This window comes from Rhodococcus sp. WS3 (assembly GCF_003797085.1).
Lineage (GTDB): Bacteria > Actinomycetota > Actinomycetes > Mycobacteriales > Mycobacteriaceae > Rhodococcus_F > Rhodococcus_F globerula.
The window spans coordinates 1-515 of the sequence record NZ_RKMA01000013.1 but is presented as its reverse complement, the minus strand read 5'-3'; the positions used below and the strand labels follow the sequence as shown (position 1 = coordinate 515).

The window sequence follows — 515 nt, the reverse complement described above, 5'->3', positions numbered from 1 at the left end:
GAGGTGTAGAGGATGAACAGGGGATGTTCGGCGTCGAACGGCTGCGCTTCGTGCTCGGGTGAAGCCTGGGCGACGGTCTCGTGCCACCACAGGTCGCGGCCGGGCGTCCACTCGACGTCGATGCCGGTTCGGTTGACTACCAACACGTTCTGGACGGAGTCGGCACCGGCAACGGATTCGTCGACCGCTGTTTTGATGGGTGCTGCGGCGCCGCGGCGCCACTGACCATCCACGGTGACAACAAGTTTGGCTTGCGCGTCGTCGATGCGTGAGCGCAGCGCGGTGGCAGAGAATCCGGCGAAGACCACCGAATGGGTCAGGCCCAGGCGGGCGCACGCGAGCATGGTGACGATCGCTTCGGGGATCATCGGCATGTAGATCGCGACACGGTCACCGGCGACGAGGCCGAGGTCGGTGAAAGTGTTTGCCGCGCGGCTCACTTCGGCGAGAAGGTCGTTGTAGGTCAGATCGCGGGAATCGCCCGGTTCGCCTTCGAAGTGAATGGCGACGCGGTC

At 64.9% G+C, this 515-nt stretch carries 1 protein-coding gene; it reads right to left on the bottom strand.

Annotated elements, in window-relative coordinates; genetic code table 11:
• Nucleotides 1–515, bottom strand: a 515-nt coding sequence (locus EEB13_RS31300; protein WP_141487033.1) for an AMP-binding protein, incomplete at both ends; no start/stop codon positions are given.